This is a genomic window from Thermomicrobium sp. 4228-Ro (assembly GCF_026241205.1).
Lineage (GTDB): Bacteria > Chloroflexota > Chloroflexia > Thermomicrobiales > Thermomicrobiaceae > Thermomicrobium.
This window is the reverse complement of sequence record NZ_JAPFQM010000001.1, coordinates 1,145,901-1,172,319: the sequence shown is the minus strand read 5'-3', so window position 1 is coordinate 1,172,319 and position 26,419 is coordinate 1,145,901. Positions and strand designations below refer to the sequence as shown.

Genomic DNA, 26,419 nt, shown 5'->3' with positions numbered 1-26,419 from the left:
TGTTGCGCGGAAGAGGGTTCGGTACCCGACATTCGCGGGCCGACCCAAGGGAACATAATGCATTGAGTCCTCTCGTGTCAAGAGGTACCAACAACTTGACGCAGACATTCCTGCAGGGGGACGGGCTAGAATGCGACGAAAGGGGAGAAGGCCGATGGGTGAGAGTGCGCTCGTTTCGCTCGCCTGTTCGCAGTGCTGCCAGCGGCTCGAAGCCGATGCGCTGTGGAACACCTGCCCAGCCTGCGGCGGTGTGCTCCTCGCCCAATACGACCTCGATCACGCCCGACGCTCCTTTCGTCCCGAGGCACTGCGCGATCGCTCCTGGAACCTCTGGCGCTATGCCGAACTGCTGCCGGTACGCGATCCTGTTTACCGGCTCACGCTCGGCGAAGGCGGAACGCCGTTGCTGGCGGCGACACGCTTGGCACGCGAGCTCGGTCTCCGAACGCTCTGGCTCAAAGACGAAAGCCGGAATCCGACCGGCAGCTTCAAGGCACGCGGCCTGGCTGTCGCCGTCAGCCGGGCTGTCGAGCTCGGTGCCCACGCCGTCGCGCTCCCCTCGGCCGGCAACGCGGCGGCTGCACTGAGTGCCTATGCTGCACGTGCGGGAGTTCCGGCCTATGTGTTCGTCCCCGCCGATACGCCACCGACGATCGTGCGGGAGTGCCTGGCCTACGGCGCCCGCGTCTACCGGGTCCGGGGGCTGATCACCGACTGTGGCCGCATCGTCCGCCAGCTGGCCAGAGAACGCGGCTGGGCGGACCTCTCGACGCTGCGCGAGCCGTACCGGGCCGAAGGCAAGAAGACGATGGGAATCGAGCTCGCCGAGCAACTCGGTTGGCGTCTGCCTGACGTCATCATCTACCCGACCGGTGGGGGAACCGGTATCGTGGGCATGTGGAAAGCGTTCGCAGAACTCGAGGCACTCGGCCTCGTCGGGCCCGAACGGCCGCGCTTCGTCATCGTCCAGCCGGAGGGGTGCGCACCGCTCGTCCGCGCGTTCCACTCGGGCGCGGAGCGAGCAGAACCGTGGGAAGGAGCGACGACGGTCGCGCCGGGCTTGCGCGTCCCAGCAACGATCGGCGACGCGCTGGTGCTCCAGGCTGTCCGCGCGAGTCGCGGGACAGCGGTCACGGTGAGCGACCGGGAGATCCTCGACGGCATGCATTTCCTCGCTCGCACCGAAGGCCTCCTCGTTTCACCGGAAGCCGGCGCGACGGCTGCAGCGCTGCGACGGCTGCGCGAGTCAGGCTGGCTTTCCGGAGCCGAGGAGGTCGTGCTGTTCCTCACCGGCAGCGGGCTCAAGCACCCGGAACTCCTCCCCACCGATGACCAGGTGCCGGTCCTCGATCCAGACGATCCGCGCTCGCTGGAACGCGTGGTCGCGAGCGAGACCGAGCACCCATGAGCGATGCACCATCCCGCTCGCTTCAGCGTAGCGGCTGGCACCGTGGACAGAACGTGCTGCTCCGCCCCGCGATCCGTACCCGTTCGAGCGGTGCCCCGCACCGCGGGCAGGGGGTTCCCGGTTCCTTGCCGTAAACCTGCAGCTGGAACTGATAGGAGCCCGCTCGACCGGTTCCGTCGCGGTAATCGCGGATCGTCGTCCCCGCACTGGCGATCGCCTCCGTCAGCACCGCACGCAGCGCAGCGAGCAGTCGCTCGACCTCATCCGGTCGTAGGGTCGTGCAGTGGCGTTCCGGATGGATACCCGCGCGGAAGAGCGCTTCATCGGCGTAGATGTTCCCGACGCCCGCGATGAGCGCCTGATCGAGCAGGGCGGACTTGATCGGGCTCCGCCGCTCGTGTAACCGCTCCCACAGCGCCAACGCAGTGAGTGCTGGATCGAGCGGTTCGGGACCGAGCCGCGCCGAGAGCATTTCCCAGCCGGCCGGGTCAAGCAGGGCGATCCGGCCGAAGCGCCGGATGTCGTGATAGCGGAGGAGGAAACGCTGGCGAGGATCGACCAGGATTGGCGGCAGCGGATGCGCGCTCCGCAAGACCAGTGCCAGGTGGCAGTGCGGACTCACCGGGGCCGCCGGGTGGCTCAGGCGCAACTCACCGGTCATGCCGAGATGGACGACGAGCCGGTACTCGCCACGCAAGCGAAAAGCCAGATACTTGCCGCGCCGTTCGAGAGACTCGATCTCCCGGCCACGGACGGACCGTGCGAAGACTGGCCAGGGATCGAGCAGAATATCGTCGGGGTGCGCGCCCCGAACGGCAGCAACGACCGTCGCCCCGACCAGTACCGGGGCGAGCGTCCGTCGGACAGTTTCGACTTCTGGGAGTTCCGGCATAGCGACCTCACGGAACGAGGAGGGAAGGGATGACCGACTCCTGTATCTTCTGCGCGATCGTCGCGGGCCGCCAGCCAGCCCGCACCGTTTACCAGGACGAGACCGTGACCGTTTTCTGGGACATTCACCCGCAGGCGCGTATCCACCTCCTGATCGTCCCCAACCAGCATATCCGCTCGCTCGCCGAAGCGGAGGACGTCGATCCGGCACTGCTCGGACGCTGCCTGCAGGTGGCGGCGAAGGTCGCCCGCGAGCAGGGAATCGCCGAGACGGGTTACCGCGTCGTCACCAACGTCGGGCCGCACGCTGGCCAGAGCGTCTTCCACCTGCATTTCCATCTGCTCGGCGGGAACCCGCTGCGGCTCCCGCTCGGTTGAGTGCGCTCGCGAACGCAGACATCGCAGGGTAACGAGGCGGCCGCCGTACCGGGACACCCGGTACGGCGGCCAGCTCGCCCCGCTCGAGCGCTTACGGCCGGGCCAGAACCGGTCGCGGCACGATCGGGCTAGCTCCCGCTGCGACCAGCTCACGCGCCAGCGCTGGAAGGTCCTCTTCGAGTGCCTGGCGGACACGCCCGAGGATCTCGTCGATCTCGGCCGCGAGGAGACGAGAGACCTCTTCCTCGCCCGCGGTCGGGCGGTCGTCCGCACTATCGACGAAACTCTGCAGGATCGCCAGGCGGGCCGGCGCACGCGGCGGGAACTGCCGCGGGTCGTCCATCCGCGGCTCGAGCAACTCGTCGACCAGTGCACCGAGCCGCTCGCTCAGGCCGCGTACCCGCTCGCGGAGCACCTCGCTGGCGCTGGACGCCTCGAGACGCTGCTGCCATTCGACCAGCTGGTGTCGCGCATCGCGCAAGCGATTGATCGCATCGTGGGCCTCGGAGACTTTGTCGCGGACCCGGAGGAGCAGATCGTATTGCCGCTGGAGATCCTCTTGGGTCACCGAAAGACGCGGATCGCGCCGGATCTCGAGCGGTTGCGTCCAGCTGCGGTCACCGACCGTGAGTCGCACCTGGTACGTGCCGGGCACGACACGCGGCCCGACCAGATAGCCCTCGTACGGCCTGTCGCCGATGACGCGTCGCGCTCCTTCGGCGCGCAGGTCCCAGACGAAGCGGTGGAAGCCCGGTGTCTTGTCGAGTCTGGGTGGCAGGGACGGCTTCTTCTCCTCCGGTAGATCTGGGTACGGATCGGCCGGTTTCTCGCTCGAGAAGCGCCGGAGTTCGCGCCCCTCGGCATCGAGAATGCTCAGCGTCACCTCGGCCGGCTCCTCGGCGAGATAATAGGTGATGACCGCCCCATCCGGCGGGTTTTGCCCGGCGTCGAGGGGCACCGCCTCCTTGATACCGGTCGGACGCTCGGTGACCCAGGCAGCGTAGACGATCGGCCCGGCCCAGCGGTAGTTGACCGCGTTCGGCACCTCGCTACCGAAACCGGGATACGTCTTGAACCGAACCGTCGGCCGCGGAGCGAAGAGGTAGGCCGGGCCATCCAGGAGCGTCGGATCGAACTGCCGGAGCGGCGTCAGGTCATCGAGGATCCAGAAGCTCCGGCCATGTGTCGCCACGACCAGGTCGTCGTCCTTCACGACCAGGTCGTAGACCGGGCACACCGGCAAGTTCCCCTGCCAACGATGCCAGTGCTGGCCGTCGTCGAATGAGATCCAGAGCCCGGTCTCGGTGCCGAGATAGAGGAGACCCGGCTTCACTGGATCGACTCGGAGCACGCGGCAGATCGCCTCCGCTGGCAAGTCACCGCGGAGCGACACCCAAGTCTTCCCGCCGTCGCTCGTCTTGAAGAGATAGGGTGCTGGATCGTCCAGCCGGTAGCGGTGAGCCGCCAGATACACCGTTTCGGGATCGTGCGGTGAGACCTCGAGCGACGCGACGGTGGCCCACTCGGGAAGTCCCGGTGGTGTCACGTTCTCCCAGGTCGCGCCACCGTCCCGAGAGACGTGCACGAGGCCATCGTCGGTCCCAGCCCAGAAGACACCCTGCTGGTGCGGCGATTCGACGAAGGCGAAGATCGTGCAGTAGACCTCGGCACCCGTATTGTCGCGCGTGATCGGCCCACCGGACGGCTTGAGCTTCTCCGGATCGTTGCGCGTGAGGTCAGGACTGATCACCTCCCAGGTATACCCGAGGTCGCGCGAGCGGTGCACGACCTGGGAGCAGACGTAGAGCGTGTTCGGATCGTGCGGAGAAAAGAGGATCGGGAACGTCCACTGGAAGCGGTAGCGCAACGACTCGGCCCCCTCGGCCATCGAGGTCTCGTAGGGCCAGACGGTGATGTTGCGCTGCTCGCCGGTCCGGCGGTTGTACCGGATGAGCCGGCCGTTCCCTTCGCCGCTGCCGATCGCGCCACCGATCACGATGTCCGGATCGTCCGGCTTGACCGCGATATGCCCGCTCTCGCCGCCACCCGGCTCCTCCCATTCGCTGGTCGTGATCGCACCGTTGACCGAGCGACTCGGCAGGGCGATCGCCGTATTGTCCTGCTGCGAGCCGTAGACCCAGTAAGGGAAACGGTTGTCGACCGTGACGTGGTAGAGCTGGGCAGTCGGTTGATTGAACTGGGTCGACCAGGTGCGCCCACCGTCGAAGCTGACGCAGGCACCACCGTCGTTCCCGTTGATCATCCGCAGCGGGTTCTTCGGATCGATCCAGTGGTCGTGGTGGTCGCCGTGCGGCGTGGGCACTTCGGTGAACGTCTTGCCGCCGTCGATCGATTTCCAGAGCTTGAGGTCGAGGACCCAGAGCGTATCCGGATCGACCGGGTCAGCGCAGAGGTGGTGGAAATACCAGGCGCGCCAGCGGAGGTCGCCTTTTTCGCTCACTCGCTGCCAGGTTTCACCGTAGTCTTCGGAACGGAAGAGCGCACCGTCTTCCGCCTCGACGAGCGCCCAGAGCCGCCCCGGCTTGGCCGAGACCGCGAGCCCGACGCGCCCGATGATCCCACGCGGTAGCCCAGGTTTCCGGGTTAGCTCTTCCCACGTCTCACCGCCATCGGTGGAACGGAAGATTCCCGACCCAGGGCCACCGCTCTCGAGCTTCCAGGGCCAACGACGGGCTTGCCAGAGTGCCGCGTACAGGATGCGTGGGTTATGGGGATCCATGACGAGATCGATCGCACCGGTGTGCTCGTCACGGTAGAGGACACGTTCCCAGGTCCGTCCACCATCGCGACTCCGGAAGACCCCGCGCTCCTCGTTCGGCCCGAAGGCGTGGCCGAGCGCCGCCACGTAGACGAGGTCGGGATCATGGGGGTGCACGCGGATCTTCGCGATGTGCCGCGTATCACGCAGCCCCACGTTGACCCAAGTGCGTCCGCCGTCGGTCGACTTGTAGACGCCGTCACCGTGCGAGACATTGCCGCGGATGCAGGCCTCGCCCGTTCCCACGTAGAGGACATTCGGATCGGACGGTGCGATCGCGAGCGCACCGACAGCAGCCGTCTGGAAAAAGCCGTCCGAGACGTTCCACCAGGTCGTGCCCCCGTCCTCGGACTTCCAGACGCCTCCGGCACAGGCACCGAAGTAGAAGACCATCGGGTCGTCCGGGTGCCCAGCCACCGCGACGACACGCCCACCGCGATGCGGGCCGATACAGCGGAAGCGTAGCGCCCCGGTCAGGCGTCCGATCGAATCCCTGGGCATCGTTACTACCCTCCTCCCTCGCCGATCGCTCGCCCACTCTACGTAGTGCCCAGAGCGGCGATGCTGCCGTCAGTTTGGCACAGTCGCCCCGATCGGGAAAGAAGCGCGAGCACGAACCGCTAGCGGGCTGACTCCAGCTTGCTCCGGATTTGGCTGCAACACCGCGCGGATCGACTTCGCTTCACTGAATTGCGACAAAATTTGTAGACTTCTGATGACCGACATCTCAGTACTGGAGACACCATGGAGCTGCTCTGGCTACCGACGGGGCCGTATGATGCTGGCTGGGCACTCGACTGGCATACGGTAAGCGCGGGCTCGCGCACGAGTATCGGGGAGCGCCTCTACCTGCTCAAGTACCGGTACGACCGATCGCAAATCGAGCCGCTCGCTCGTACACTCGCCGAAGCACTCTCCACTCGAATCGTTCGGCCGCGGTTACACGCGATCGTCCCGATACCACCCTCCAACACCGAACGTCCCTTCCAACCCGTCCTCGAGCTCGCTCGCTGCCTGGCCCAGCTCACCGGCATCTCCCTTGTCGAGGACTACCTCGTCAAAGTGAAGCCGACGCCGATGTTGAAGAACATCGAGAGCGCTACAGGACGACGGCAGGAACTGGAAGGGGTCTTCGACCTCCGTGATCCGTACCGTCTGGCTGGCGCCTGGGTGCTGCTTTTCGATGATCTGTACCAGACCGGTGCGACTCTCGGCGCAGCGACGAAGACACTCAAGGAGCAGGGGCACGTGTCGCGGGTGTATGCTTTGGTCGTTACACGAACACGTACCCGCCCAACGGACTGAGGACATGAAGCGAGAAGCGGAACGACGAGAACCGTGGAAGCTGTTGACAAATAACGATCCGCTCTGGCCATTCTTGGAATGGCCGTTTCGGCGCTGGCCATTTTCTTCTAACCGCCCGTCCGGGCAGGTGAACGACGACGTCGGGAAACGTACCGGAGAGAACCTGCGCTGCCTCTGGCTCATGGGGCCAGCGAACCTGTTGCATCCCGACACTCCAAAGATCGCGATTATCGGAACTCGTCACCCCAGACCTGATATCGAGGAGCACATTCGCCGGCTCGCTCGAAAGATCGCCGAACGAGGATACGTGATCGTGTCCGGATTCGCCCCCGGCATCGACCGGGCCGCATTCGAGGGTGCCCTGGACAGCGAGACCGGAAGGACGATCGCTGTCCTGGCTGAGGGGATCGATTGGCAGCGATTGCCGCGTCGGCTTCGGGATATCCAGCGAGACCCGAGATATCGGTCACGCGTTCTCATCGTGAGCCCATTTTCTCCGTCCACTCCCTGGTCCGGCAAGAACGCGATGCTCAGGAATTTGCTCATCGTGGCTCTCGCCAACATCGTCATCGTCGGGCAAGCCGGTCCGGAAGAGACCCCGCGCGAGCAGTCGAATCGCCCACGCAAGAGCGGGACATGGCACGCGGTCAGGAAGGCGAATGAAATCCGCCGCCATGTTATCGTGCCGCAGTCTTCTCTATCCGTTGACCATAGCCAGGAACTCGTCGAACGACGACTCGCCGTTGCGTGGGCAGAGGACCTCTCGGAGCTCGAACGACTCATGAGTGGAAGCAATGCCGTCCGTTCTGACGCTCTGCTGGTCACCGAATCTGCATTCAGGACTCCGGTTGGCGACCCGTCCCCAGTCTCTCATGCCTGCTCACCGGCTCCCCTATGCACGACGCAGCCGATACGGAATCCTGGGGAACGAACAGGGGGAGCGACAGACAAGGCTCACTACCAGCAAGCGGCACTTCCCGGGACGTGCGAAGGGGTTGCCGCAAGGCAAAAGGACGAAAGAAGCGACGACACAGGAGCGGAACGACGCTCGGAGTAGACGCTCCGCTTCCCGCAGCGGCTGTTGGCGGCAAAAGCCGAAGCTCCGAAGACACGATCACCTCTGATTCCATCGGTGTGCACGGTTCTTTCGACACCGGCATCGATCGTTGACGAGCGGCAAACTGTTCCTTCCACTCACTGGTAGCACCGTTCAACACTGCCGGTATGTTGTTGTGGCCAGGATGCGAGCGATGGCGCGGAGTTCCAACACCGAGCAGTACCGACCGGTACCGGTTCCCCCGTGCCCAGCGATGGTCGCTGTCTTCGCCTTCTGGCCGCGAATCGGTGAGTGTTCCCGCTGCCAGTGATCCCCCAGTGCTGATTCCCTGATCGATTTCGGCCGCTCGAACAGTAGATGTCGTCGAGCGCGTCCTCGCCCTCTATGAGCGTGGGCGCCAGTGGGCGCTGCAACATCCTGACGAACTTGCCCAGATTCTGAGCGAGGCCGCCAAGCTTGACCTCGAGATCGCGCGGAAAGTGCTCAGCGAGCGGGTTTCCTTCCCCGATCCGGTACCGGGCGAGGCGCTGCACAGCACGCTGAGCGAGATCGTCCCCCTCATCCGAAAGGAAAATCTCGTGCCGTCGTCGGCTGATCTCGATGGGGCACTGCAAACGCTGCTCGAACCGAGTCTGGCCGAACGAGTACTCGCAAACGGGGGAGCGTGATGGTTGTGCGCGAACTGTCCAGACCGACTGAACGAAGCCGAAGCCAGGCAGCGACATACCAGGCACGGCCGCTGGTGCGGCGCGTCGCTGGCTGGCTCGTCCCCTGGATCGTTCCGGCCCTCATCGTTGCCGGTTGGTGGGGGATCGTCACCGCCGGCTTGATTGCCTCCTACCAGCTGCCGCCACCGCAGACCATCGTGGCAACAGCGCGCGAGATGGCCGAGCGCGGTGAACTCGTCACCCACCTAGTCGCGACACTCCAACGGTTGGCCTGGGGATACCTGCTCGGCAGCGCCCCGGGTATCGTGCTGGGTGCCCTGACCGGCCTGGCTCCCTGGCTGCGCCGGGCACTCGATCCGACCGTTCAAGGTTTACGCGCCATTCCCTCGCTCGCCTGGGTGCCGCTGTTCCTCCTGTGGTTCGGCATCGGCGAGACATCCCGCATTCTCCTCATCGCCCTCGGGGTCTTTCTCCCGGTCTATTTCAACGTGCTCGCCGCTGTGGGCGGCATCGACTGGCGCCTCATCGAATTCGCCCGCATCTACCGGCTGGGACGCTGGCGAACGTTCCGTCACGTCATCATTCCCGGGGCACTGCCCGGTGTCCTGACCGGTCTGCGGGCCGGTCTGAGCCTGGGCTGGATGTTCGTCGTCGCCGCTGAACTCATCGCCGCGAGCAGTGGACTCGGCTTCCTCTTGGTCGAGGGACAGTCGACGATGCGACCGGACCGCGTCCTCGTCGCCCTGCTCTCGTTCGGCCTTCTCGGGAAGCTGTCCGACACGCTCCTCGCCCGGTTGGAACGAGCGCTGCTCGTCTGGCGCGAGACGATCGCCAGCGTTCAAGACGGGGAGGGAACGCCATGAGCGGCGCACGTGTCCGGCTGGAAGCGATCGCGATCGACCTCGGTGGCCACACCGTCCCGACCGACCTGTCCCTCGACATTCCGGCTGGTTCGTTCGTCGCCATCGTCGGCCCGAGCGGCGTGGGAAAGACGACGCTGCTCCGCCTCCTCGCTGGTACCGTTCCGGCGCACGCAGGCCAGATTCGGCTCGAACGTCCGGACGATGGTTCGACCCCGCAGATCGCCTTCGTCTTCCAGGAGCCCCGCTTGCTCCCGTGGCTCCGCACCTGGGAAAACATCGCGCTGGTCGCGCCAGGAGTCTCGGCTGCCGAGCGCCGCCAGCGCGCCGAGGCTGCGCTCGCGGCCGTCCACTTGCCCGAACGCGCTTTCACTGCCTGGCCGCGCCAGCTCTCGGGCGGTATGGCCCAACGGGTCGCGCTGGCTCGAGCGCTGGTCACCGAGCCGGATCTGCTACTCCTCGATGAGCCATTCAGCGCTGTCGACGTGCTGACCCGCTTGCGCTTGCAGGACTACTTGCTCGAACTGTGGGAGCGGTTCGGTTTCACGGCGATTCTCGTCACGCATGACGTTGACGAAGCGGTGTATCTCGCTGACCGAGTGATCCTGCTCGGTGGGAAGCCGGCAAGGGCGCAAAACCAATTCATGGTAGACATTCCGCGACCACGCGACCGTGGCGATGCGCGGCTTGCTGCCTTACGCGCACGCATCCTGGCGGCACTCGACGAGCAGGCGATCGAGGAGCCGGTACGAGCGAGCCGCCCATGACGACCGTGGGAGGACGACGAGAACGCGGATGCTGGAGCCGGCGGAGCGCGGCGGTGCGTGTCGGCGGCGGTTCACTCTCCATCGGGCTCAGCGCCGGAAGGGGAACGGCTCGCGCACGCGGATGCGATGAAACTCCTCTGCATACTGGAGACCGTGTCGCACACCACGCTCCATCGCTGCTTGCCGGAGCCAGCGCTCGAGGAGCGGGAAGCGATCGCCGAACTGGCTGCGGTGGGCTTCGAGCGCAGCGAGCTTCCGCTCGATCGTCGTCGAGATATCGACTGCATGGTTCAAGACCGGGGCATTGATCACCCAGATCTCCTGCACGTGGTGCGGCGCGAGCCCTTCGACGAGGAGTTCCGGAAAGTCCCAGGCATTCCCGGCAGCCGGGTACGCAGCCGCCAGGGCTGCCTGCCCGACCGCGAGGTGATCGGGGTGATAGCGCCCGACTTGATAGGCCGGCACCCAGTTGCGATCCGGAGAGGGGATCACGAGGATCTGCGGGCGATACCGGCGAATCGCCCGCACCAGATCGCGCCGGAGCTCGAGCGTCGGTTCCACCCGGCCGTCCGGGTAGTCGAGAAACTCGACACCGCGGAGCCCCAGGATGCGCGCAGCTTCGCGCTGCTCCGCTTTGCGCGTCTCGCTGACGCGCCGGCGGGCCTCCGGGCTGACGTCGCTCGCATCGTCCGGTCCACCCCCACCGCCGTCGGTCACGACGACGAGCCAGACCGACCAACCTTCCTCGGCCCACCGTGCAACTGTTCCACCACAACCGATTTCCATATCGTCCGGGTGTGCGACGATCACCAACGCCCGCTTTTCGTCCGTCATTCGCTTGCTCCTTCCGCTATCCGATCGCGCTGCGGCGGGAACCGCCACGCCTTCGGCACCGGTCACTCTAGCATGTGCTCATCCTTGCTGCGTGCGCTGCCGACACCTAGAGTTGGGATGGGCTCTGGTGCTGGATTTCGGAGGAGGGCAGTCGATGCGCTCGCTCGGTGCGGTACTCGCCATCGTGCTCCTCGCTGCGACGCTTCCGGCTCCGCTCGCTCGGGCGATCGGGGAAGACCTGTACCTCCCGGTTCCTCACCGAGTCACGGCCGCATCGGCTACCGACGATCTTTTCGCTGCGCTGGGTACCGAGCGGGCGACGTACTTCCGCGTCTTCCCGCCCGACGAGCGCGAGCGGGTGACCCCGACGCTGTCGCTCCCAGCTTCGGCGATCGCGCTCCTCGTCGGCCGCTTCCCGGACGGAACCGTGTACTCCTGCTCGGGAACGCTCATTGCACCGTCGGTCGTTCTGACCGCGGCACACTGTCTCTACAGCGCGGAGTTCGGTGGTTGGTTCGATCGGCTCCTCGTCGTGCCCGGCGCCGACCGAACGCTCGAAGGCATGGTCAGCCCGTTCGGAGTCACCGAAGCGGTCGACGGGACCGTTCCGCGCGGTTGGATCGCTCGTGACGGGGATGCGCGCTTCGACTTCGGTCTGGCGAGCCTCGACCGACCGGTCGGTAACCAGTCCGGAACGCTGCCACTCGTGCTGCTCGACGATCAGCTGATCCAGGACAGCAACTTCTCCTACGTCGCTGCCGGCTATCCGGGCGACAAGCCGTTCGGCACGCAGTGGCGAGCGCCAGGACGCGGAGTCAGGATGGTCACACCGGAAGTCCTCGGGCTACAGGCGGACCTCGTCATCGGGATGAGCGGGGGCCCGCTGCTGGTCACCGAGGACGCAGGCATTTTCGGCATCGCCAGCGCCGAAAGTCCCTTCAGCAACTTCGCACGCCGGGTCGACGCGAACGTCGTCGCCTTCGCCCAGTCGTTCTGCCAGGAGATCGGGTGCCAGGTTCGGACTCTGGTACCAGGTCAACCGGCTCCGCCCGAGACACCGACTCCTGAGAAACCGCAGGAACCACCGCTGCAGCCTCGCCCTGAGCGACCGATCACGTTCGTCGACGTCCAGCCTGCTCGCTGGTCGACGGTTCTTCCGGGACAGGTACGGATCAGTGCGACCATCGCGGCACAACAGCCGCTCGCAGAAGTCGTCCTGCAGGTCGCTGGCCAAGAGGCACGCAGCAGCACCCCGACCGTGACGCTCGACGCCTGGCTCGACCCTGGGCGCTATACGGTAACCGCGCGAGCACGCGATGTCGCTGGAAATCGCCTCGTCACCATGTGGGACATCGTCGTGAGCTGGGACCTCGCGGACGGAGTCTGGTTCGATAGCCAGGGACGTCCGAATGCAGAGGCGATCAACGCAACTGCTCGCGCGCTCGTCGAAGCGTTCCGCTGGCATCTCTACGGCATGAGCTGGGACGGCCGCGACCACCGCGGGGACATGCCGACGCACGCTGAGCGCCTCCAACCCGGGGAACCGGTGCCGGTCCTGGTAACGGCGAACGGGTTCGACCGTGCCACGACCGAAGCCACGCTCCGCGCGCTCGTCGAAGCGTTCCGCTGGCACCTCTGGGGCATCAGTTGGGACGGCGCAGCACATCCGGAAGTGCCGACGCATGGTTCGCAGCTGCTCCCACCGGAACCGGTCGGCCCGTGGTTCACGCCAGATGGTCAGCCGATTCCGGAAGCGATCTCCGCGACGCTCCGCTCGCTCGAGGAGGCGTTCCGCTGGCACCTGTACGGAGCGACCTGGGACGGCCAGCCGCACGGCGACATGCCGACGCACGCAGTGTTCCCACGCTAGGGCTCACTGCCCGCCCGCGATCGGGATAATCGCCCCATTGAGCGCAGCAGCCTCGGGTGAGCAGAGGTACCAGAGCAGGGCAGCCACCTGCTCACGCGGTACCCACTTGGAATAGTCCGCATTCGGCATCGCTTCCCGGTTCGCTGGTGTATCGATCGTCGCCGGCGCGATACAGTTGGCCGTGACCCCCGTGCCCCGGACCTCGCGTGCCACCGCGAGCGTCATCGTCATGACCGCCTGCTTGACCGCTGCGTAAGCGACCGAGCCGGCTCCAGGATCGAGTGCCGCGCGAGCCCCGACAGTCACGATCCGTCCGGTGCCGCGCTCGAGCAGCCGCGGAACAGCCGCCCGCAGGACGTTGGCCGTCGGCCAGAGGTTCATGGCGAGCAGTTCTTCCCAGAGCGCCGGATCGGTCTCGGCGATCCGCCCCGGCCGGTAGCCACCGGCGAGGCAGAGCACCCAGTCGAGCCGGCCGTATCGCTCGATCGCCGAGGTCACGGCACGCTCGGCGTCATCCGCTGAGCCGAGGTCGAGCTGTGCTCCGGCGACCGAACCGGCGAGCGGACCGAGCGAAGCGCGCAATGCCTCCCAGTGCGCCAGAGTACGATACGGGACGAAGACGCGCGCTCCTCGCTCGGCGAAGAAACGCACGACGACCGAGCCGACCTGACCGGTTCCACCGGTAACGAGAGCGACCGGCGCTTCGCTCGTCATCGGTATCCTCCTTGCGCGAGTCCGTCGAATCCTCGAATGAGTGTAGCCCGCTGGGGATTAGAGCGCATCGAGCGGCTGCGGACTGCCGATCGCATACCCTTGGGCTTCGTCGACGCCGAGATCGCCGAGTAGTGGGAGAAGATCCTCCTGTTCCACCCACTCCGCGATCGTCCGAGCGCCGAGCGCTCGGGCCAACTCGACGATCGCTCGGACGATACTGCGGTTGACTCCATCACTGGCGAGATCGACGATGAGATTGCCATCGATCTTGAGGAAGTCAAACGGGAGGGAACGGAGTTGGTAGAAGGACGAGTAGCCCACGCCGAAATCGTCGAGAGCGATGAGACAGCCTCGATCACGCAGCGCTTGCAGTCGCTCGCGTGCCCAAACCAAATCGGTCAACGCAGCTGATTCCGTGACCTCGAACACGAGGCGCCCAGCAGGAAAGGGAATGCGCTCCAGGAGCTCACCGAGCGGGCGAAAGGAGTCGACATCGCGCAACGTCTGCGCCGAGAGATTGACATGCACGCGACCGTGGTGCACGTGAGCGGACTGCACGAGTTGCTCGACGACCCAAAGATCGAGTCGTGGCATGAGGTTGAGTCGCTCTGCGAGTGGGAGAAACATGTCAGGGTCGACCACGCGCTCCCCCTCGCGGAGACGGAGCAGCAATTCGTAGCCAACCACACGAGCAGTATGCAGGTCGAGGATCGGCTGAGCGAAGAGGATCAACCGTTCGCTCGCCAGTACCGACTCCAGGAACTCGACCGGCATCGTAACCGCTCGCTCGTGCGACGACCGCGATGCTTCGTAGACTTGGACCCGGCCACGCCCGGAATATTTGGCCGTATAGAGCGCGCGGTCGGCCGCGATCAGTACCTCCTCGACCGTCACACCGTGCTCTGGGAAGAGCGCGACGCCGCAACTCGCGCCGAGCCGCAACATACGAGAGGGCAAAGAGACCGTCACCTGAGCGATCGCCGAGAGCAAGCGGGCTGCGATGCGCTCGGCAGCCTCACGGGTAACCGGATAGAGCACCGCCGCGAACTCGTCTCCGCCAAGGCGAGCGACGAGTTCGCCAGTCCGGAGCACGCTGACGAGACGGTTCGCTACAGCACGCAGAACGGAATCACCGGCAGCATGGCCGAGTTGGTCGTTCACCAGCTTGAAGTTGTCCAGATCGAGGAGCACGAGCGCACCGGATTGGCCACGACGCATGGAGCGGGCGATTCGCTCTTGCAGGGCATCGAACAGTGTATGCCGATTCGCGATCCCAGTCAGGGAGTCGTGCCGGGCCAGATAGGCGAGGTGCTCTTCGACGCTCTTACGATCGCTGACATCCTCGACCACCCCCTCGACGAGCAGCAGCTGCCCGCCTGGGCCGAGTACGGGCCGGGCCGAAACACGCACCCAGATGGGTCTCCCGTCACGTCGGAGCCAACGGTACTCTCCTCCAGCCAGCACGTCGCCGCGCTGCAAGATTCCGAACAGGCGTCGTGCCTCGACTCGCTCGACGAAGAAATCATCGAGCACGCGGCCTTCGAGTTCTTCGCTTCTCTCCCACCCCAATAAGCGCGCGAGTGCCCGGTTCGCTCGCTGGATCGCCCCTTGCCCGTTGGCCTGGAAGACACCGACCGGGAGCTCGCTGATCAAGGCCTCGCTCTGTTCCTGCTCGAGCGCACGAGCGATCGCCAGCGCACCGATTCCGCACAGGAGTTCTGCAAAACGAAGCTGCTCCTCGCTCAATTCACGGACCTCGAAGAAGTTCGCGACAACGACCCCCACCGGTTGCTCACCACTGTAGAGCGGAAAGAAGGCCGAAAACTTGACACCAGCCTGCAGAACCGGCTCCGGAACGTGAAAGGGGCGGGCGAGGTGGTCGAGCCGTAGAGCGAACGCATGACCCACGTGAAGTGCCCACGCCGGTCCATTGTGGGATGGCGGTTCCAGCGGGAGCCAGAGACGACCGACCCGGTCGGCCGACCATCCCCGGCCGGCACGGAGGACGAGAAACCGTCCAGTCGGATCGACCGTGAGAAGGCTCTGAGCGTCCGGGCGAAGGATCGGCTCGAGTGCAGCGAACACCGTATCCGCCACAGCGACGACGCTCCGCTGACTCATCAGTCTCTGCGCTAGTCGCAACGCCTGGGTGCGTTCGGCAGCGTGCAGCCGAGCTACTTCTTCAGCGAGGAGCGCACGCTCCAATGCGCTCGCCAGCAATTGGCCGACCAGATTCAGCAACGTCTTTTCGCTCTCGGTTAAATGGGAAGTGCTACGATAGGCTAAATTCAGGAGACCGAGCACCTTTCCGTTCGGTTGGCGGAGCGGCACAGACAGGTGGTAGGTGAGCCCACCGGTCACCGCTGGATCAGCACTGCGCTCGTGTAGCCGGGCGAGCCGCTCGCATGCGATGACTACGGCGGTTTCCGTCAGTTCACCGGACAGCGCGAGTCGCTGACAGCGGCAGGGAAACCAACGGAGCTCCTGCTGATTGTCGGCCGCGAGGCCGGGCGGCAGCGCTGTCGTCGCGACCAGCTCGAAGGTATCGCCGACTCGCATGGTGATCCACCCCGCTGCCGCCCCGAAAGCTTCAACCAAGAGCGGGAGCACTCGAGCCAGCGCTCGATTGAAATCCGTTTCTCGATTCAGGATGAGCGCTACCTGAGCGAGCGCAACGAGCCGGGTCGCGATCTCCTGCTCCGCCGACGTGCCAGCGGCTACGGAAGCCGGGAGAGACGATTCGGCTGAATTCTCCACCGTTCCCCTACCTACTCACCGTGAACGGCCTTCCGTCACCTACTCATCGAGATCTGCAGGCTTTGTCTATGATATCGCCTCATTCTCACACCGTTCTCCTAGCCCATCGGTCCCATTTCGCGAGGATCACAGCAGCAGCTGCTCGCTGATCGCCGTCGTACCAGCGCAACGAGCCGCAGCCTACCGGAGCAGGCAGCCAGGGATGAGAAGCAAGCGGATCAGGCGGGCAACTACTCGCTGATCGGATTGGTCGATCGAGTCCCTTTTGCCGACAGCAGGGAGGTGATCCCGCCAGCGGCTGGAACCGTCGTCATCAGCAAGCGCGACGTCGACACAGCTGCTGACCGACGCTCCGTATCTCCGCCGGAACGCAACACGGAGCAGACGATCCAGCAGTGGGTCTGCGTCGAATCGTCCGCGGAGCGCAATCGAACACTCCACGACTGCAGGTACCTGGCGAGTCGACGCAACGGAACGCAGCGAGCGCCGGAGCACGAGGAGCACTGCCGTGTGTGCTTCGTGATTTCGAAGCGAAGCAGATGCACAGACCCCGACGATCCTCGGTTCGGGTTTCCTACTCCCCTTTCGGGTCTCGGATTCCCGGCCTCGAATCGTCGGGGCCTAGTATGAGCATACCAGCTGATGAGGCGAATGCAAGAGGAGAGGCGTTACAAAATCGCAACAATTTCGCTGGTCCTACGATACCGGTCTTCGCGAGCCTTCAACTCCCGGAACGGAAACGTCGAATCAGCCACAGCACACCGGCGACGGCAACAGCCAGCGGTGCCAGCGCCAGGAACGCGAGACTGATCTCGAGCAACCCGACGGTACGGTCGGAAAGGAGTACCACGGCAAGTTGCAGAGCGATACCCACGGCAACGACCGCGAGCGCGGCGAAAAGACCGCGACGCTTCGCGGCTGCCGAGGTCGCAGTCGCCTCGTCGTACCGTCGCTCGCGATCCTGTCGAGTCATCGTCTCGTTCGTCAGCCAGCTGTACTGGCGGCACGCTCGGTGAGATAGTTCGCTAGCTTCTCACGGGCCCGAGCGAGTCGCTCCAGCGAGCGTTCACGACCGAGCACGCGCAGCGTCTCGAAGAGTCCTGGCGAAACTGTCCGACCCGTCACTGCCACCCGGATCGGCATGAAGAGCTGTCCAGTCTTCAAACCCAACTCCTCAGCGAGCGCGCGCAGCCGTCGCTCGAGATCCGCCTCGTCGGCGAAGTCGGCTTCCTCGAGCACCGCGAGTGTGCGCTCGAGCGCGTGGAGAACCGTCTCCGGCTCGACTTTCCGCTGGAGCAGGAGTTCCGGATCGTAGTCCTCGACGTCGGTAAAGAAGAAGCGCGTCAATTCCGGAACTTCGCTCAAGAGCTTGGCGCGGTCTTTGACCAGCGCCACCACCTCGCGCACGTAGGCGAAGGCAGGGCTGGCTGGATCCTCTGCTTCCGGACCGACGAGTCCTGCCTCGCGGAGGAACGGCACGCACCGCTGCGCGAAGTCGTCGAGCGAGAGGATGTGATTGATGTAGTACTGGTTCATCCACAAGAGCTTCTCGAAGTTGAAGCGAGCCGGATGCGGGTTCACCTCCTCCAGCCGGAAGAGCTGAAGCAATTCCTCGCGGGAGAAGATCTCCCGCTCGGCATCGTAGGCCCAGCCGAGGAGCGCCAGATAGTTGATCATCGCCTCGGGCAGATAACCGAGCCGCTTGAACTCCAGGACACCCGTCGCACCGTGTCGCTTGGAAAGCTTTCCTTTCCCGTCCGGGCTCAGGATGAGCGGGAGGTGGCAGAGCACCGGCATCTCCCAACCGAAAGCACGATAGAGTTGAGCATGGAGCGGTGCCGAGGGAATCCACTCTTCGGCTCGCAGGATGTGCGAGATTTCCATGTAATGGTCATCGACCACGTTGGCCAGATGGTAGGTTGGGAACCCGTCCGACTTGAGCAGGACGAGGTCCTGCAGCAACCGGTTCTCGTAGGTGATCTCGCCGCGCAGGAGATCGACGATCGTCGTCTCGCCCTCGAGCGGCATCTTGAAGCGAATCACCGCTGGCTCACCGCGTGCCAGCCGCGCTTGGACTTCTTCGGGCGGCAAGAAGCGACAGTGCCGGTCGTACCCGGGCGGCTCGCCGCGAGCCCGCTGCTCCTGGCGCACCCGCTCGAGCCGCTCCGGCGTGCAGAAACAGTAGTAGGCATAACCATGCTCGACCAGCCAGCGGGCATGCTCCTGGTACAGCGAGAGCCGTTGGCTTTGGATGTAGGGTCCATAGGGGCCCCCGATATCGGGCCCTTCGTCCCACTCCAGGCCGAGCCACTTCAACCCTTCGATGATCCCTTCGATGCTCTGCCCGACCAGCCGTGCCTGGTCGGTATCTTCGATGCGCAGGATGAAGGCACCACCGTGCTGCTGGGCGAAGAGCCAGTTGAACAACGCAGTCCGTGCGCCACCGACATGCAGGTCTCCGGTCGGACTCGGTGCGAAACGGACACGCACACGCGTTTCGGCCATCGTTTTCACCCTCGCTTCCCGGAGCGGCCTCGCCGCACCGCAACAAAGTATGCAACGCTGGTACGGGAAGAGCTGGAAAGCACGAGGGAGCGGTACGAGCGGTGCAGAGCGAACGGCAAGCTGGAATTCTCTTCGACCTGGACGGGGTTCTCATCGATAGCGAGCACGCGCACTACGAAGCGACCCGCCTGGCATTCAGCGAGCGCCAGTTGCCCGAGCTGTCCGCAGAGTTGTACCAGGCGCTCATGCTCGGGCGCCCCGACCGCGAAGCGATCGCCGCTGGCCTGGCTGCACTGGCGATCCCCCTCCACGAGCTCGAGCCGCTGCTCGAGGCCAAAGCCCGGTTTTACCGTGAACTCGTGCGCGCCGGTGCAGTCGAGCTTCTCGAGGACGGACTGGCCACGCTCGAGGCAGCGCTCCGCCACGGGTACCCGGTCGCGGTCGTCACCGGTGCGCTGGCCGACGAAGCGGAGTGGGCGCTCCGGGCAGCTGGCGTACGCGAGCGCGTCCCAGTGCTCGTGAGCGCAGAGGACGTCACCCGCGGCAAGCCCGATCCCGAGCCGTATCTCCTCGGCTGCACGCGCCTGGGGACAGCGCCGCAGCAGAGCATCGCGATCGAGGACTCACCAGCTGGGGTCACGGCAGGTCGAGCAGCTGGACTCCGTGTCCTGGCTGTCGCCCGCCGTCCTTTCCCAGAACTCGCCCGAGCCGACCGCGTCGTGCACCGGCTCGGCTGGGATGCGGTCGCTGCGCTGCTCGCTCAGGACGACTGAGCGACCAGTGCATCGATCGCGCGGGCCAGCTCCACGTCCCGTTCGGTAATTCCCCCGGCCTCGTGCGTACTCAGCGCGAGCTGCACGCGGTTGTACCGGATCGTGATGTCCGGGTGATGACGCCGCTCTTCAGCGAGTTCGGCTACCCGGTTCACGAACGTCATCGCTTCGCGGAAGTTCTTGAACTTGAAGTCCCGAACCAGCGTCTCTCCTTGGCGCTGCCACCCGGGCAACTCCTGGAGCGCGCGAGCGATCGCCACGTCGTCGAGCTTCGGCATACAGCCTCCCGTCCTGTGCCAACCCAACACGACCGATTGTAGCGCGAAGCGATCGTACCGAAAGTAGCACTACTCTTTGTCTATTCTGATAGAGAGCTCTTTCTTCATTTGAACGGTCGTCGAACGACCGATTGGCCCGTGCACGATCGTGCGCGCTCGCACCCACTACCGTACACAGAAATCCTCTACTCGCGCAACGAATTTGACATCTCCCGCTCGTGCGCGTATACTCCGCCGCCGTGTGTGCGACTGCTCGCGCACACAGCCGATCGCCTCGTGCGATCGGTGCAAAGTGACTGGAACAGGGAGGGAAGGGATGCGAGCATTGCCGATACGGCTGCTCGTTTTAGGAGTTTTTCTCGTTCTGCAGCCCCCTGCTGCGCTCGCCGCGCAGGTAGGTACCGACACCTTCGACCCGACCACCGCCCAGCCAGCCGTCGCTGCGCTCTGGGTGACACTCGATGGTGGGGTCCGCTACCAGGAAGCTGGCCGGTCTTGGATCCTCGGCCCCGCGATCCGCGCGGTGGCAACCGAACCCTACGCGGACGCTCAGAATGGCACCCGCACCGTCTATTATTTCGACAAGGCGCGCGTCGAAGTCGCCGATCCGACGACCAGCGATCCGCGTCACGGGTTGACACTCGGGCTTCTCGTCCGCGATATGGTGCTGGGCGTTATTCAGGTGGGTGACGACCGCTTCGTACCGGTCGCGCCAGCCGAGATTCCGTTGGCCGGCGATTTGGAGAACAACGAGCATGCGCCGACGTACGCCTCGCTCCACAGGCTCGCGACCATCGGCACGCAGGCTGAAGCGCGCCGGGCACCAGCACGCATCGGCCAGCCAGTCACTGCGCTTCTTGCCCGCGACGGGAGTGTCTTCCCCGACGCGGTGCGCGACTCGTCAGTCCGCATCGAGACGTACGACACCGACAGTGGCCACAACATTCCGGGGATCTTCTGGCAATGGTTCCAGGCGCAACCGCTGCCGTGGCTGGTACTCACTGGCCGCCCGATCAGCGAGCCGTACTGGGTGCGGACTCGCGTCGAGGGGCAGGAACGACTCGTCCTCGTGCAGGCGTTCGAACGGCGTGTCCTTACCTACGATCCGCAGAATCCGGACGGCTGGCGCGTCGAATGGGGTAATGCCGGTCTCCACTACCGCGTGTGGCGCGGACTGACTGCACCGATCCAGCCGGACGATCTCGCTCTGGCGAGCGGCGTTCCTTTTGGCGAAGTCCTGGTCCGAGCTGCTCGCGCCCATGGGCTCGACCCGTATCTGTTCGCTGCAGTGGCCGCTGTGACGAGTCACTTCGATCCGCTCGCCGAGACACTGTCTGGGCGCGGCCTCTTGCTCGCACCACGCGCAGCACTAGCTGGGGAACCATATCCGTTCGATCCGACGCGCAACGCGGAGCGAGCGGCGGCCTACCTGGCCTCGCTCGTCGCCCAACACGGAACCGAGGCGGGACTCGCAGCCTATCTGACAGCGACCGGTCGCGGTACATCGGGCGAGGCCGTCCGGCAAGCAGCGGATGCTCTCCGCCAGCGCTTTCCCGCCGGAACGCATCCGCTGCGTGACCGTCCCCTCGTCGAGATCGGTCGCGGTCACGCCGCCTACTATGATCCGAGCTACAGCACCGCCTGGTGGGAGCGAACGCTGGCTGCCTACGCCGATTGGGGTGGAGCTGTCGCTGGTGCCGCCCCTGACCCCAACGGCTTCTACTGCGTGCATCCGGATTTCCGTCCTGGTGAACGGCTCTTGCTGGTCGCCAACGGCACCGCACTCTGGTGTACGATCGGGGACACGGTCGCTGCCGGTCATGTGGCCAGTTGGCGCAGCCGTTGGGTGATCGAGTTGTCCTGGCTGACGTTCGTCGCCCTCGGCCTCGACCGGAACAACGACGTGACCGTTTGGGCACCGGCACGCTGAGGCGAGGACTCGTCCTCGATGGAAGGAGGTCGCGATGCTCCAGTCGCTGGAACCGTTGCTGGCGTACAACCGGTGGGCGAACCAGACGCTCGTGCGTCACTGCCGGTCGGTCGACCCGGCACTTCTCGATGCGGCCCCTCCGGCTGGGGTGTACGGATCGATACGGGCCACGCTCGCCCACATCGCCTCGGCGGAAGCCGCCTACACTGCACGCCTGCGCGGCGAGGAACCTCAGCGGCTCCCACCCGATGCCGACCTCGACCAGATCGCTGCCTCGCTCGAGCGCACTGGACAGGCGTTGATCGAGCTCGCCAAGAGCATCCCAGCCGACCGGGTGATCTCGTACCGCTCACCCACGTTCGGTGACGTGTCGGCTCCCGCCTGGGTGATCTTCTCCCAGCTCGTCGTTCACGGGTGCGACCACCGCTCGCAACTGGCGACGCTCTTTACCCAGTTCGGTGCACCGCTCCCACCGCTGGATGTCTGGCAGTTTGTCGGCATCAGGCGCTGAAAACCTGCTTTACCGCCGAGCGAGGACGACCCGCCGGACGGCAGCGATCGCCCGTTCGATATCGTGTCGCGTCACGTCGAGATGCGTCACCGCCCGGACGCGATACGTGCCGACTGCACCCATCCGGACTCCTTCAGAAAGAAGCGCCTGGGTGAACGCGCGTGCGGTCATCCCGGTATCCCGCACGTCGAAGTAGACCAGGTTCGTCTCGACCTCGGTGGGGTCGAGACCGATACCGGGTGTCTCGGCGAGTCCCTCGGCGAGGAGACGCGCATTGGCATGGTCCTCAGCCAGCCGGTCGACATGATGCTCCAGCGCGTAGATGCCAGCCGCAGCGAGGATGCCCGCCTGCCGCATCGCGCCACCGAACATCTGCTTGTACCGGCGCGCAAGCCGGATGGTTTCCCGGTCACCAGCCAGCACGGCGCCAACCGGGCAACCTAACCCTTTCGAGAGGTCGATCCAGACCGTGTCCACTTTGCGACACCAGACCGCAGCCGGTATGCCGGTAGCGACTACCGCGTTCAAGAGACGCGCCCCGTCCATATGAACCTTGAGCCCGAGCCGGTGGGCCACCTCACAGACGGCCTCGAGCGTCTCCAGGGGCCAGATCTTTCCGCCGCCACGATTGTGCGTGTTCTCGATGCAAACGAGCGTCGTCGGCGGCGTATGGACACCATCGCCTGGGTCAGCAGCCGCCTCGACCTGCTCCGGCTCGAAGACACCACGCACCCCGTCGACGAGATAGGTGAGGACACCACAGACGAGCCCCGGCCCGCCAGCCTCCGAGGTCACCGGATGTGCCGTTCGCTCGATGATGATCCGATCACCTGGCTGCGTATGCACCTTGATGCCGATCAAGTTGCACATCGTGCCGGAGGGCAAGAACAGCGCGGCCTCCTTACCGGTCAGTTCAGCGACCATCTCCTGGAGACGGTTGACCGATGGGTCTTCGCCGAGTTGCTCGTCGCCGACTTCCGCTTCCGCCATGACCCGCCGCATTTCGGGAGTGGGACGCGTGACGGTATCGCTGATGAGATCGATCATTCCTGCACTCGCTCCTTACTTCGCCCTCGCTGCGCGGCAACCCGATACCGCACGCTACCCATTATCGGACGAAGCTAGCGAGTAGCGCGACAACATGCTCGCCAGAGCCATTCACGACGATGCAGCTCGGGCTCGGCGCGGAATCGACAGGTTCCCCGTATACTAGCCGCGATGGGCTGGGGGCGGGATGGGAGACGAATCGATCCAGGCAAACGGAGCTGTCCAGCGGACAGCGTGGCGTCTCTTCGTCGGATCGCTCCTCAACGAGGGAGCGATCGGTTTCTTTTTCACGCTCTGGCCTCTGTACATCGCTTCGCTCGGCGCGGCACCATCCGAGATCGGGCTCGTCATCGGGACAGCCGGGATCCTGCGGCTGCTCTTCTTGCTCCCATCAGGCTGGCTGGTTGACCGTCTCCCTTTGCGCCTCCTGATTGCCGGGATGCGTGCCGTTGCCGCTTTCGGGTTCGCCTTGTGCGCGCTCGCGCGGGAGTGGTGGCAGCTCTTCCCCGGCGTCGTCGCGATCAGCCTGGGTGTCGTGGCCTTCCCCGCATTGAGCACCCTGATCGCCGGACTCGCCAGTGAAGGCGAAGCACGGACACGCTATTTCACACTGATCTACACGGTCGCCCCCTCGATCGCCACGATCGTGACACCGGCGGCTGCGGGTTGGCTGGCCGAGCACTGGGGACTGCGGGCAACGCTGGTCGCCGCGAGTGCGGCGACCGCCTCGGCAGCGCTCATCTTCTGGACGATTCGTCTTCCTACTGATCTGGCTACCACCCGGGGAGAAGGATCGTATCGCGAACTCCTGACCATTCGCCCGATTGCGCTCTCGGCGATACTCATGGTCGGAACGATCGGTGGCATCATGCTCGGCTGGGTGCTGGCACCGAACTATCTCCAGGAGGTGCACAGCCTGAGTCTCGAGCAGATCGGTTGGCTCGGCTCGATCGCGGCAGTTGGGAGCACCGTCTTGAGCCTGGCGGTCAGTCGCAACCGGTGGTTACAGCACCCCTTCAACACGCTGCTCGTCGCCACTGGCGCCGTGGTCGCTGGGTTTCTCCTGCTGCTGATCGGGAATCACTTCGCTATCTTCGTTCTCGCGTATCTCCTTCGTGGCGGTTTCCTGGTCGCCTGGTCGGCGTTCTACGCAGTATTCGGGCTCATCACACCTGAGCAGCTGCGGTCACGCGTGTTCGCTGTCGCGGAGATTCTCGGCGGACTCGGATCGACGATCGCCCCCTTCCTCGCGGGCATCCTGTACGAGTTCGACACGCGTCTACCCATCGTCACGGGACTCGCCTGCACTGCTGTCGTGGTAGTCGCAACGCGGCTCGTCCAACGCAGCACTGATCGTGCGATGCCACTCGCGAGACCGCTGCGGTGAGAACCGTGCCTCGTCCGTTGCGTCGAGCAGCTCCGGCTCATCAGCGACACCAGCGCACCGTGGAGTGGGAACGCTGGTTCCAAGGGGATCGCTCGGCAGCAGCGTACCGGATCGAACTGGCACGGCTCACCGGACTCGCGCCGGCGATGGCCGGGCAACTGGTCGACGACGTGGCAGCCCTTCTGGTCGATCGTGTTCCGGCGATGCTCGGCGTCCCGGCATTGCTCGCGATCTCCGTGCTGGTCAGTCATTCGCCGAAAGCGCGTGAAGCGAGCCGCACGCTCCTCCTCGCGATCACCGAGGAACTCGCACCGGCTCATGCACGCACTGTGTTGGAGAGCCTGGCGCTCGCCTGGCACGCGAGCCAGCCTATCCTCGCGCCCGAACTCCGCCGGGCGTCACTGCGTGGCGAGTTGCTCCAGACCATCCGTCGCCTGGAAGCGAGCGATGTACCGGGAGTGGACGTCATCGCAGCGATCCTCGAAGTGCTGGAATGACGACCTGCACGGGAAGAAGGGAACGCTATACTGAGAGACACCTGAGTAGCGGCCCGGGAGCAGGGCGAGGTACGCTGGCGACCGCGCGCTGCCTCCCGCATGGTGGGAGTGGAGGGGCAGCGATGAGCACGCAGGTGTGGCTCGGCATCGTCTTCCTCGTGCTCGTCGTGGTCTGGCTCGGTGAACTTTACTGGATCGCGCGGAGAGCTGAGGAGCGGGGCCATGACGTACTCCACCTGGTTTCGGGAGCAGCGATCTTCTTCGTCCTCGCGGCCCCACTCACCGTGTTCGCACCAGGTCTCGTGGAACGGGTCGGTGACCTCTGGGCTGCGCTCGTCCGGCCGCTCGATGCCCGTGCCCGCGAACGGCGACGGAGCAGTCCGCGGTTGGTGATGCCTGGGCGAACGGTACCGCTCGAGCAGGAACGCATCCGCATCGGTCGCTATCCGAACAACGATATTGTCATCGACCACCCGACGGTTTCTGCCTATCATGCGGAACTCGTCCGCCGACCGGACGGGCGCTATGAACTCATCGATCGGGAGAGCCGGAACGGGACGCGGATCAACGGCACGCCGGTCCGGCAAGCGATTCTCAAGGACGGCGATCAGATCACGCTCGGGGCGATCACGGTGCACTATCTGGAGGGGTCGAAGACACTCGAGGCCCTGAACCGCGGTGGGGTGCCGCTCCGTCGCCGATGAAAACGCCGCCCAGCGAGGGCAACCGGGCGGCGTCCGTTTTCACCGGTGCAGGCGATCAGTAGCTGGACGAAACCTGACGCCGGGCGCGGAAGCAGTCGGAGCAATAGACGGGACGATCCTGCCGGGGCAGGAACGGAACCATCGTCTCCCGACCGCAGTCGCTACAGATCGCCGGATACATGGGGCGATCCTGCCGGGACTCGCGCGGCTCGCGGCTCCGGTACGAACCGCCCTCGCCACGCGCCGAACGCCGGGAACGCGCAGCCGCACGACAGGTGGGGCAGCGCGACGGCTCGTTCGTGAACCCCTTGTCAGCGTAGAACTGCTGCTCGCCCGCGGTGAAGACGAACTGCGTGCCGCAGTCGCGGCAAGTCAGGACCTTGTCAACGAACCCGAAACTCATCTCGTGGGTCTCCTTAGGATCTCTCGAGGTGGCGAACCGAACGTCCGCCACCGGACCAGTACTCGCTCTAGCCTTGGGGATTCGCCGCTGAGATGA

Annotated in this window: 24 protein-coding genes; 14 read left to right on the top strand and 10 right to left on the bottom strand. The window is 65.2% G+C overall.

Annotated features, from left to right (window positions below; all coding sequences use genetic code 11):
- Positions 1 to 154: 154 nt before the first annotated feature.
- Entirely contained in the window at positions 155 to 1,408 is a 1,254-nt protein-coding gene (locus OO015_RS05640) for a threonine synthase (protein WP_265940256.1), read from the top strand.
- Between the two features lie 22 nt (positions 1,409 to 1,430).
- Here the strand turns inward: OO015_RS05640 and mutM are convergent, their stop codons facing one another.
- Entirely contained in the window at positions 1,431 to 2,300 is an 870-nt protein-coding gene (gene mutM / locus OO015_RS05635) for a bifunctional DNA-formamidopyrimidine glycosylase/DNA-(apurinic or apyrimidinic site) lyase (RefSeq protein WP_265940255.1), read from the bottom strand.
- A gap of 29 nt (positions 2,301 to 2,329) precedes the next feature.
- On the opposite strand from mutM, the gene OO015_RS05630 reads away from it, so the two are divergent.
- Positions 2,330 to 2,677, top strand: coding sequence for a histidine triad nucleotide-binding protein (locus OO015_RS05630; protein ID WP_265940254.1), 348 nt, complete (start codon positions 2,330 to 2,332; stop codon positions 2,675 to 2,677).
- Positions 2,678 to 2,768: 91 nt separating this feature from the next.
- Here OO015_RS05630 and OO015_RS05625 read toward each other — a convergent pair whose 3' ends face one another.
- Positions 2,769 to 5,957, bottom strand: a complete 3,189-nt coding sequence (locus OO015_RS05625; RefSeq protein ID WP_265940253.1) for an exo-alpha-sialidase — start codon at positions 5,955 to 5,957, stop codon at positions 2,769 to 2,771.
- Positions 5,958 to 6,200: 243 nt separating this feature from the next.
- Between OO015_RS05625 and OO015_RS05620 the strand changes: the two genes are divergently transcribed.
- The 5 genes from OO015_RS05620 to OO015_RS05600 all read left to right on the top strand — a co-directional run bounded on the left by OO015_RS05620 (position 6,201) and on the right by OO015_RS05600 (position 10,113).
- Positions 6,201 to 6,761, top strand: coding sequence for a ComF family protein (locus OO015_RS05620; protein ID WP_265940252.1), 561 nt, complete (start codon positions 6,201 to 6,203; stop codon positions 6,759 to 6,761).
- A gap of 4 nt (positions 6,762 to 6,765) precedes the next feature.
- A complete protein-coding gene (locus OO015_RS05615; RefSeq protein WP_265940251.1) occupies positions 6,766 to 7,818 on the top strand; it encodes a DNA-processing protein DprA in 1,053 nt (350 codons plus the stop codon).
- Between the two features lie 479 nt (positions 7,819 to 8,297).
- Positions 8,298 to 8,486 (top strand): hypothetical protein, encoded by a 189-nt coding sequence (locus tag OO015_RS05610; protein ID WP_265940250.1) that lies wholly within the window; start codon positions 8,298 to 8,300, stop codon positions 8,484 to 8,486.
- Positions 8,486 to 9,349, top strand: coding sequence for an ABC transporter permease (locus OO015_RS05605; protein WP_265940249.1), 864 nt, complete (start codon positions 8,486 to 8,488; stop codon positions 9,347 to 9,349). The genes OO015_RS05610 and OO015_RS05605 overlap by 1 nt, the downstream gene beginning before the upstream one ends.
- Positions 9,346 to 10,113, top strand: coding sequence for an ABC transporter ATP-binding protein (locus tag OO015_RS05600; RefSeq protein ID WP_265940248.1), 768 nt, complete (start codon positions 9,346 to 9,348; stop codon positions 10,111 to 10,113). Before OO015_RS05605 ends, OO015_RS05600 begins: the two co-directional genes overlap by 4 nt.
- Positions 10,114 to 10,200: 87 nt before the next feature.
- Here OO015_RS05600 and OO015_RS05595 read toward each other — a convergent pair whose 3' ends face one another.
- Positions 10,201 to 10,947 (bottom strand): PIG-L deacetylase family protein, encoded by a 747-nt coding sequence (locus OO015_RS05595; RefSeq protein ID WP_265940247.1) that lies wholly within the window; start codon positions 10,945 to 10,947, stop codon positions 10,201 to 10,203.
- A 154-nt stretch (positions 10,948 to 11,101) separates the two neighbouring features.
- On the opposite strand from OO015_RS05595, the gene OO015_RS05590 reads away from it, so the two are divergent.
- Positions 11,102 to 12,817 carry a trypsin-like serine peptidase gene (locus OO015_RS05590; protein ID WP_265940246.1) on the top strand — a complete coding sequence of 572 codons (1,716 nt, stop codon included), beginning with the start codon at positions 11,102 to 11,104 and terminating at the stop codon, positions 12,815 to 12,817.
- A gap of 3 nt (positions 12,818 to 12,820) precedes the next feature.
- On the opposite strand, the gene OO015_RS05585 is transcribed toward OO015_RS05590, so the two are convergent.
- From OO015_RS05585 to gltX, 4 genes are all read right to left on the bottom strand, one after another.
- The gene (locus OO015_RS05585) at positions 12,821 to 13,531 is read right to left on the bottom strand and encodes an SDR family oxidoreductase (protein WP_265940245.1); all 711 of its coding nucleotides are present in this window, start codon (positions 13,529 to 13,531) and stop codon (positions 12,821 to 12,823) included.
- A gap of 57 nt (positions 13,532 to 13,588) precedes the next feature.
- Positions 13,589 to 16,288, bottom strand: coding sequence for an EAL domain-containing protein (locus OO015_RS05580; protein ID WP_265940244.1), 2,700 nt, complete (start codon positions 16,286 to 16,288; stop codon positions 13,589 to 13,591).
- 721 nt (positions 16,289 to 17,009) lie between these two features.
- A complete protein-coding gene (locus OO015_RS05575) occupies positions 17,010 to 17,261 on the bottom strand; it encodes a hypothetical protein (protein ID WP_265940243.1) in 252 nt (83 codons plus the stop codon).
- An 11-nt stretch (positions 17,262 to 17,272) separates the two neighbouring features.
- A complete protein-coding gene (gene gltX / locus OO015_RS05570) occupies positions 17,273 to 18,793 on the bottom strand; it encodes a glutamate--tRNA ligase (protein ID WP_265940242.1) in 1,521 nt (506 codons plus the stop codon).
- 101 nt (positions 18,794 to 18,894) lie between these two features.
- Between gltX and OO015_RS05565 the strand changes: the two genes are divergently transcribed.
- Positions 18,895 to 19,566 carry an HAD family hydrolase gene (locus tag OO015_RS05565; RefSeq protein ID WP_265940241.1) on the top strand — a complete coding sequence of 224 codons (672 nt, stop codon included), beginning with the start codon at positions 18,895 to 18,897 and terminating at the stop codon, positions 19,564 to 19,566.
- Here the strand turns inward: OO015_RS05565 and OO015_RS05560 are convergent.
- Positions 19,554 to 19,844 (bottom strand): 4a-hydroxytetrahydrobiopterin dehydratase, encoded by a 291-nt coding sequence (locus OO015_RS05560; protein WP_265940240.1) that lies wholly within the window; start codon positions 19,842 to 19,844, stop codon positions 19,554 to 19,556. The two genes, OO015_RS05565 and OO015_RS05560, sit on opposite strands and share 13 nt — an antisense overlap.
- A 316-nt stretch (positions 19,845 to 20,160) precedes the next feature.
- Here OO015_RS05560 and OO015_RS05555 point away from each other — a divergent pair, with 316 nt between their 5' ends.
- Both OO015_RS05555 and OO015_RS05550 read left to right on the top strand, forming a co-directional pair.
- A complete protein-coding gene (locus OO015_RS05555; protein WP_265940239.1) occupies positions 20,161 to 21,774 on the top strand; it encodes a transglycosylase SLT domain-containing protein in 1,614 nt (537 codons plus the stop codon).
- 34 nt (positions 21,775 to 21,808) lie between these two features.
- A complete protein-coding gene (locus OO015_RS05550) occupies positions 21,809 to 22,285 on the top strand; it encodes a DinB family protein (protein ID WP_265940238.1) in 477 nt (158 codons plus the stop codon).
- 9 nt (positions 22,286 to 22,294) lie between these two features.
- Here the strand turns inward: OO015_RS05550 and OO015_RS05545 are convergent, their stop codons facing one another.
- A complete protein-coding gene (locus tag OO015_RS05545; RefSeq protein WP_265940237.1) occupies positions 22,295 to 23,332 on the bottom strand; it encodes a threonine aldolase family protein in 1,038 nt (345 codons plus the stop codon).
- Positions 23,333 to 23,519: 187 nt separating this feature from the next.
- Between OO015_RS05545 and OO015_RS05540 the strand changes: the two genes are divergently transcribed.
- The 3 genes from OO015_RS05540 to OO015_RS05530 all read left to right on the top strand — a co-directional run bounded on the left by OO015_RS05540 (position 23,520) and on the right by OO015_RS05530 (position 25,920).
- Positions 23,520 to 24,719, top strand: a complete 1,200-nt coding sequence (locus OO015_RS05540; protein WP_265940236.1) for an MFS transporter — start codon at positions 23,520 to 23,522, stop codon at positions 24,717 to 24,719.
- A gap of 59 nt (positions 24,720 to 24,778) precedes the next feature.
- A complete protein-coding gene (locus OO015_RS05535) occupies positions 24,779 to 25,216 on the top strand; it encodes a hypothetical protein (RefSeq protein ID WP_265940235.1) in 438 nt (145 codons plus the stop codon).
- A 122-nt stretch (positions 25,217 to 25,338) separates the two neighbouring features.
- Entirely contained in the window at positions 25,339 to 25,920 is a 582-nt protein-coding gene (locus OO015_RS05530; protein WP_265940234.1) for an FHA domain-containing protein, read from the top strand.
- Positions 25,921 to 25,975: 55 nt separating this feature from the next.
- Here the strand turns inward: OO015_RS05530 and OO015_RS05525 are convergent, their stop codons facing one another.
- Positions 25,976 to 26,323 carry a zinc-ribbon domain containing protein gene (locus OO015_RS05525; RefSeq protein ID WP_265940233.1) on the bottom strand — a complete coding sequence of 116 codons (348 nt, stop codon included), beginning with the start codon at positions 26,321 to 26,323 and terminating at the stop codon, positions 25,976 to 25,978.
- Positions 26,324 to 26,419 lie beyond the last annotated feature (96 nt).